Origin of the sequence: Paraburkholderia sp. BCC1884, assembly GCF_900996225.1 — a bacterium.
Classification (GTDB): domain Bacteria; phylum Pseudomonadota; class Gammaproteobacteria; order Burkholderiales; family Burkholderiaceae; genus Paraburkholderia.
The window spans coordinates 1-422 of record NZ_CAAJGL010000050.1 but is presented as its reverse complement, the minus strand read 5'-3'; the positions used below and the strand labels follow the sequence as shown (position 1 = coordinate 422).

Sequence of the window (422 nt, the reverse complement as noted above, 5' to 3'; positions counted from 1 at the left end):
GATTCGTTCTTGGCGGGGCATGCGGGAAGATCGGCTGGATACTTACGCCCCGGCGGCCAATACTTCCAAGCTGGAAGCGGTACATCCTGAAACAGGGATTCATAGGTCCAATACTCGAACACGCGAGTTCCGGTATCCGTGTCTGTTTCGTAGGCCATCAGCCCTTCAAAACCAAATGCGATCGAGCAATCCAGTGCGTAGCACATCAATTGCTGGATCCAGACACCGTGTACCAGCCCTTTGGCAAATTCTGGGTCGCTGTAGGTGTTGTTCTTCAAGCCCAAGGCCAGAAAAAACGGATCGTATTTTCTGCCAACTTCATCTGCAGTTCGCCCAAACAAGACATCGCCGACTTCCGCGCTCCCGGCAATCAACGCGCCGTAGGCCGATCGCTTGTCCAAGCCTCGGCGCAAGATATCAAT

1 pseudogene is annotated in these 422 nt (G+C 53.8%); it reads right to left on the bottom strand.

Annotated elements, in window-relative coordinates:
• A pseudogene (locus FQ705_RS03860) lies at positions 1-422 on the bottom strand (hypothetical protein); the annotation flags it as partial.